Origin of the sequence: Promicromonospora kroppenstedtii DSM 19349 (assembly GCF_000515355.1) — a bacterium.
GTDB classification, from domain to species: domain Bacteria; phylum Actinomycetota; class Actinomycetes; order Actinomycetales; family Cellulomonadaceae; genus Promicromonospora; species Promicromonospora kroppenstedtii.
In genome coordinates this window covers 65,962-71,551 of the sequence record NZ_KI911686.1, presented here as the reverse complement: position 1 = coordinate 71,551, position 5,590 = coordinate 65,962, and the positions used below count along the sequence as shown (strand labels likewise).

Annotated in this window: 7 protein-coding genes; 1 reads left to right on the top strand and 6 read right to left on the bottom strand. The window is 71.6% G+C overall.

Translation table 11 applies throughout. The annotated features are described in order from the left end of the window. Positions 1-237: 237 nt before the first annotated feature. From PROKR_RS14955 to PROKR_RS14935, 5 genes are all read right to left on the bottom strand, one after another. Positions 238-1,584, bottom strand: a complete 1,347-nt coding sequence (locus PROKR_RS14955) for a dipeptidase (protein ID WP_036964439.1) — start codon at positions 1,582-1,584, stop codon at positions 238-240. Positions 1,585-1,586: 2 nt separating this feature from the next. Continuing rightward, positions 1,587-2,036, bottom strand: coding sequence for a hypothetical protein (locus tag PROKR_RS14950; protein ID WP_036964438.1), 450 nt, complete (start codon positions 2,034-2,036; stop codon positions 1,587-1,589). Beyond that, positions 2,033-3,508, bottom strand: a complete 1,476-nt coding sequence (gene gadC, locus PROKR_RS14945) for a glutamate/gamma-aminobutyrate antiporter GadC (RefSeq protein WP_036964437.1) — start codon at positions 3,506-3,508, stop codon at positions 2,033-2,035. The genes PROKR_RS14950 and gadC overlap by 4 nt, the downstream gene beginning before the upstream one ends. A gap of 62 nt (positions 3,509-3,570) precedes the next feature. Next, positions 3,571-3,858 carry an SHOCT domain-containing protein gene (locus tag PROKR_RS14940; protein ID WP_200836127.1) on the bottom strand — a complete coding sequence of 96 codons (288 nt, stop codon included), beginning with the start codon at positions 3,856-3,858 and terminating at the stop codon, positions 3,571-3,573. After that, entirely contained in the window at positions 3,858-4,340 is a 483-nt protein-coding gene (locus tag PROKR_RS14935) for a DUF6325 family protein (protein ID WP_036964436.1), read from the bottom strand. The genes PROKR_RS14940 and PROKR_RS14935 overlap by 1 nt, the downstream gene beginning before the upstream one ends. A gap of 148 nt (positions 4,341-4,488) precedes the next feature. Between PROKR_RS14935 and PROKR_RS14930 the strand changes: the two genes are divergently transcribed. Beyond that, complete coding sequence (locus PROKR_RS14930) at positions 4,489-5,250, top strand: CYTH domain-containing protein (RefSeq protein WP_051433022.1); 762 nt, start codon at positions 4,489-4,491, stop codon at positions 5,248-5,250. A gap of 22 nt (positions 5,251-5,272) precedes the next feature. Here the strand turns inward: PROKR_RS14930 and PROKR_RS14925 are convergent. Beyond that, positions 5,273-5,590, bottom strand: a 318-nt coding sequence (locus PROKR_RS14925; protein ID WP_036964435.1) for a response regulator transcription factor, incomplete at its 5' end; no start/stop codon positions are given.

The window sequence follows — 5,590 nt, the reverse complement described above, 5'->3', positions numbered from 1 at the left end:
CGCCGGCGAACCCGGCGGCGCCGATGGCCCGCAGGACCGTGCGGCGCGTGAGCGTACTCATCTCCACGTCTTCACCTCGTTGTGTGCCGTCCCACTGATCGGGACTGCTGTGTCGATGAACGGGACACTAGCGAAGTCGGAGGAGAGCGCGCAAGAGTCCGCGCCAAGAAGGTGCGTGCGCATGCTTTCGAGATCGAAAGCATGCGCACGCACCTTCGGGTGCGGACCTGCTGTCGGTCAGCGGGCGGCAGGATCCGCGTAGAGCTGGAGGAAGCGGGCCGTGGCGTGGGCCATCGACTCGATCTCGCGGGGGTCCACGCTCTCGTTGGGGGCGTGGATGGCGGCGAGCGGCTCCTCGACGCCGACCAGGATGATCTCGGCCCCGGGGTAGGTGTCGGCGAAGACGTTGCACAACGGGATCGACCCACCCTGGCCGAGCTTGGCCATCGGCCGGCCGTAGGCCTCCTCGAGGGCGGTGCCGAGCGCGTGGAACGCGGGCCCGTCGACCCCGGCGAGGAACGGCTCGCCCTCGGCCTCGACCGTGATCTGGACGGCGACGCCCCACGGGGCCGCGGCCCGCAGGTGGTTCTCGAGCGCCGCCCGGGCCTTGTCCGCCGTGGTGCCGGGCGGGATCCGGAGGTTCAGCCGGGCGGACGCGCGGGGCGTGATCGCCGACGCCGAGCCCACGACCGGAGGGCAGTCGATGCCCAGGACGGTCAGCGCCGGCCGCGCCCAGAGCTGGTCCGCGACGGTGCCGTCACCGAGCAGGGACACGCCCTCCAGCACGGTCGCGTCCCAGCGGAACCGGTCGGCCGGGTACGGCTCGCCGGGCCAGGTCCCGTGGCGGTCGAGCCCGGCGACCGTGGTGTTCCCGTCGCCGTCACGCAGGGTCCCGAGCACCGCGACGAGCGCGGCCAGCGCGTCGGGGGCGGCGCCTCCGAACATGCCGGAATGGACCTCCGCGCCGAGCGCCTGGAGGGTCAGCACCACGTTGACCATCCCGCGCAGGCTGACGGTCGCCGCGGGATGGCCGACGGCGGCGTTGCCGGTGTCGCACACCAGCACGGCGTCGGCGCGCAGCAGGTCGGCGTGCCCGGGCACGAACGCCTCCAGCCCGCCGGTGCCCTGCTCCTCGGAGCCCTCGACGACGAGCTTGAGGTTCACCGGCACCTCGTCCAGGGCACGGAGCGCGGCCAGCAGCATCACGATGTTGCCCTTGCAGTCGGCGGTACCGCGGCCGTACCAGCGGCCGTCGGCCTCGGTGAGCTCGAAGGGCGGCGTCCGCCAGGCCGACTCGTCCAGCGGCGGCTGCACGTCGTAGTGCGCGTAGAGGAGCACCGTGGGTCCCGACGGGTCCGGGCCGGGCCGGGAGCCGACGACGGCCATGCTGCCGTCCGCCGTCCGCTCCAGGTGGGCGTCGCCGAAGCCCAGGTCCGTGAACTTGTCGAGCACCCAGCGCGCGGCGCGCTCGCACTCCTCGGGCGGGAACTGCCGGGGGTCCGCGACGGACCGGATCGCGACCAGCTCGGCGAGCTCGTCGCGGACGCGCGGCATCTCGTCGCCGACCCTGCTCCGGAGGTCCATGATCAGGCCCCCGCCACGTCGTCGGTCTGGAGGTTGTCCACGTACTGCTGGAACTCCTCGAGCTCGTCGGGGCAGTAGACCTGGATGATCAGGAGCTGACCGTGCAGGATCTTGCGGTCCGAGATCACGGGCCGGGACCCCGGTCCCGACGCCCCGTTGGCGAGCTGGGCCTGCAGCGTCGCCCGGGTCAGGGGGTCGTTCGGGTCGGCGCACGTCGCTCCGCCGTCGTCCCCGAGCACACGGACGATCTGGTCCTTCGACGGCGTGACCGTGGCGCCGGCGGCGTCGAGCGCCTGGATCAGCTCGTCGGCCTTGGCCTCTGCGTCGCGGCTGCGGTCCGCCGCGCGGAAGAGGACCAGGCCCAGGACCAGGAGCGCGGCGATCACGACGCCGAACACGACGTAGAGGAGCGCACGCTCGCGCCCGGACTGGGTCTCGTCGGGGGTGCTCATCCCGGACTCACCTCCTCGGTCGTGCTCTCCTGCTTCCACGAGGGCTTGCGCGCCCGGTAGAAGAGGTACGGGACGAGCAGCCCGAGGCCCAGCGCGCCGACCACGACGATCGCGACGTACACGAAAGGGTTGCCCCCGCCGAACTGGGACGGCGGTACGAACCCGACGAGCAGGGCCGCGAGCGACGCCCCGAAGCCGATGCCGCAGAGCGACTTGAGCATGGGGCTGCGGAACCCGCGTGGATGGTCGGGGTACTTGCGCCGCAGCCCGATGGCCGCGACGAACATGAGCAGGTACATGATCAGGTACACCTGCGTCGTGATCACGGAGAAGATCCAGTAGGCGCTGGAGACGTTGGGGATCAGCGCGTACATCAGGCCGATCGCCGTCGTGACGACGCCCTGGACCACCAGGATGTTCTGCTGCACGCCGTTCTTGTTGAGCCGCTGCAGGAACGGTGGCAGGTAGCCCTCCTGCCGGGAGATCAGCAGCAGGCCCTTGGACGGGCCGGCCAGCCAGGTGAGCATGCCGCCGAGCGACGCCGTCACGAGCATGATCCCGACGATCGGGGTGAGCCACTGCGTCCCGAAGTTGGCGAAGACCGCGTCGAAGGCCTGCATGACGCCCGCTGTGAGGGAGAGCTGGTCGGCGGGCACCACCCAGCTGATCGCGAGGGCCGGGAGGATGAAGATCAGCAGCACCAGCGTCATCGCCAGGAACATCGACCTCGGGAACTCCTTGGCCGGGTTCCGCAGCGACGACACGTGCACCGCGTTCATCTCCATGCCCGAGTAGGACAGGAAGTTGTTCACGATCAGCACGAGGCTGGACAGCCCCGCCCACGCGGGCAGCAGGTTGTCCGCGGTCATCGGCGCGGCTGACTCGTTGCCCTGGCCGAGGAACACCATGCCGAGCACCACGAGGACCACGCCGGGAACCAGCGTGCCGATGATCAGGCCGCCGCTGGCCAGCCCCGCGACTCCCTTGGTGCCACGCGACGAGACCCACACGCCGCTCCAGTAGACGACGATGATGACGCACGCCGTCCAGACGCCGCTGCTCGCGAGCGACGGGTTGAAGACGTAGGCCAGCGTGCTCGCGACGAACCCCAGCAGGCTGGGGTAGTAGAAGATCGTCATCGCGAACTGGCACCACACCGCGAGGAACCCCATGGGCTTGGAGATGCCGCGCGCCACCCAGTTGTACACGCCGCCCTTCCAGCCCGACGCGAGCTCGGCGGAGACGAGCGACGTCGGAAGCAGGAAGACCACGGCGGGCACCAGGTACAGGAAGACGCACGCCAGCCCGTAGACCGCCATGGTCGGGGCGGCGCGCAGGCTCGCCACCGAGCTCGTGGTCATCATCGCGAGCGCGACCCACGAGATCCACGCCGTGGCCGGCACCTTCTTGCGGGCGACCGCCTCGACCAGGGGTTCGGCCGCGGGTTCGTTCGGTACGTCCATGGCGCTCATGAGTAGCCTCCGGTCCTAGCGGTACGCGTGAGCCCGCGGACGGAGCCGCCGGCGGAAACCCCTCAGCCGGCCAGGAGCCTGGCCTTCTGCGCGCTGAACTCGGCGTCGGTCAGGACGCCCTCGTCCCGCAGCTTGCCGAGCCGTTCGAGCTGGGCGATCACGTCCTCCGACCCGGACGACGCGGGCTGTGGTGGCGGAGGTGCCACGTAGACCTGCTGCGGGGCCTGCGGCTGCGCATAGCTCTCCTGCGCCGCCCAGCGGTTCGCCTGCCGCCGCGAGACCCGGTTGGACACCGCCGTGGCCGTGCCGGCCACGACCGCTGTTCGCGCCATGCCTCCGATGAGTCCCATCAGACTTCCCCTCCCTGGGTCTGCGCCGGCGTCGTGCTCGGCGAGGTCTGCTCCGCCTCCAGGGCGTCCAGCGCCGCGGCCACGTCCTCGACCGGGATCCGGCCGCTGGCGATCACCTCCGCACCGGCGGCGCGCATGGCCGTCACGAACGGGCCGGCCCACGTGTTCTCGTACACGATCAGACCGACGGCGTTGCCCGGGGCGATCAGCTCGACGCCCTGGTTCAGGTCGTCGTCGTCGAGCAGGCCCGAGCCCACGCCCTCGAACACGGCGAGGTCCAGCTCGCCGTCGTGGTCGAGGTCGCGCAGCTCGACGGCGACGACGTCGCCCTCCTCGGTCCGACGCGCGACCCGCAGGTCGAGGATCCGGATGATCCCCCGTTCGACCAGGTCCAGCAGGGCCGCCAGACCTTGGCCGTTCAGCCTGCTCTCCGGGAACTCCAGCGCAAGGTAGTCGATGGGTCCGACGTCCAGCTCGGTCATCTCCGGGCCTCCTGTGGTGGCGGGCGGGTACAACGCTTCCGGCACGACACTGACACCACCCCGGGTGGTCGCGGCCCACCCGGACCGGGGTGGACCTGCGCCACCCGGGTGCGCGCCATGATCACGGGACAGACCCCCGGAGGCCCCCATGTCCGCCATCCCCACGTACGACGCCGACCAGCTCGCCGGCATCCTCGCGCTCCTGCCCGACGTCGACTCGGTCGAGCTCAAGCTCACCGTCCCCGACGACTTCCAGCGCTCCGTCGTGCGGGTCCTCGGCATCGATCCGCTCGACGCCGTCGTGCGCCAGGTCGCGTTCGTCGACACCCCCGACCTGCGGCTCTCGGACGCCGGCGTGGTGCTGCGCGCCCGGCGCACCCAGCGCAAGCCCGGCGACCTGACGGTCAAGCTCCGGCCCGCGATGCCGGAGGACGTGCCCGAGGGCTACCGCGGCCACGACGGCTTCAAGGTCGAGGTGGACGCCTCACCTGCCGGCTACACCTGCTCGTGCTCGCTCACCGTCCAGGCGCCCGACCGCAAGGTGCGCAGGATGATGACCGGCGCCCGCGGCATCCACGGCATGCTCGACGACGACCAGCGGGCCCTGCTGCGCGAGCGCATGCCCGAGGACGTCTCGCCCGACGACCTCGTCGTACTCGGCCCGGTCAACCTGATCAAGTGCCGGTTCCGCGCCAAGGGGTACCCGCGGCGCATGGTCGCCGAGCTGTGGGCCATGCCCGACGGCAAACGGATCCTGGAACTGTCCACCAAGGCTCCGCCGGCCGCCGCCTTCCAGGCCGCCGCGGAGACCAAGGCCATCCTCGCGGGCAAGGGCCTCGACCTGAGCGCCCCGCAGGAGACCAAGACCAAGGCGGCGCTCGCCGCGCTGACGGCGCCCGGCGCAGGGTGAGCGGGACGCAGCGCCGCCAGGCTCAGCGCCGCCAGGCCCCCTCTGGCTGACCGCGCCGGTGCCGGTTCATCAGCGCCCGGGCGAGGTCGGCCGCCTCGGCGCGGGAGCCGCAGCCCAGCTTCCGGTAGATCACCTTGAGATGGAACTTGAGGGTGTTCACGGAGATGAACAGCTCGTCGGCGATCTCGCGCAGGCTCAGCCGGCTCGGCAGCATCCGCAGGATGCCGAGCTGCCGGTCGGTCAGGGCCTCGACGAGCTCGACGACGGCGGTCCCGGGCGGGGAGGCGCCCGACAGCGGCACCCGGCGGAGCCGGTCGAGCCAGGGCTGCGGCACCCGCCA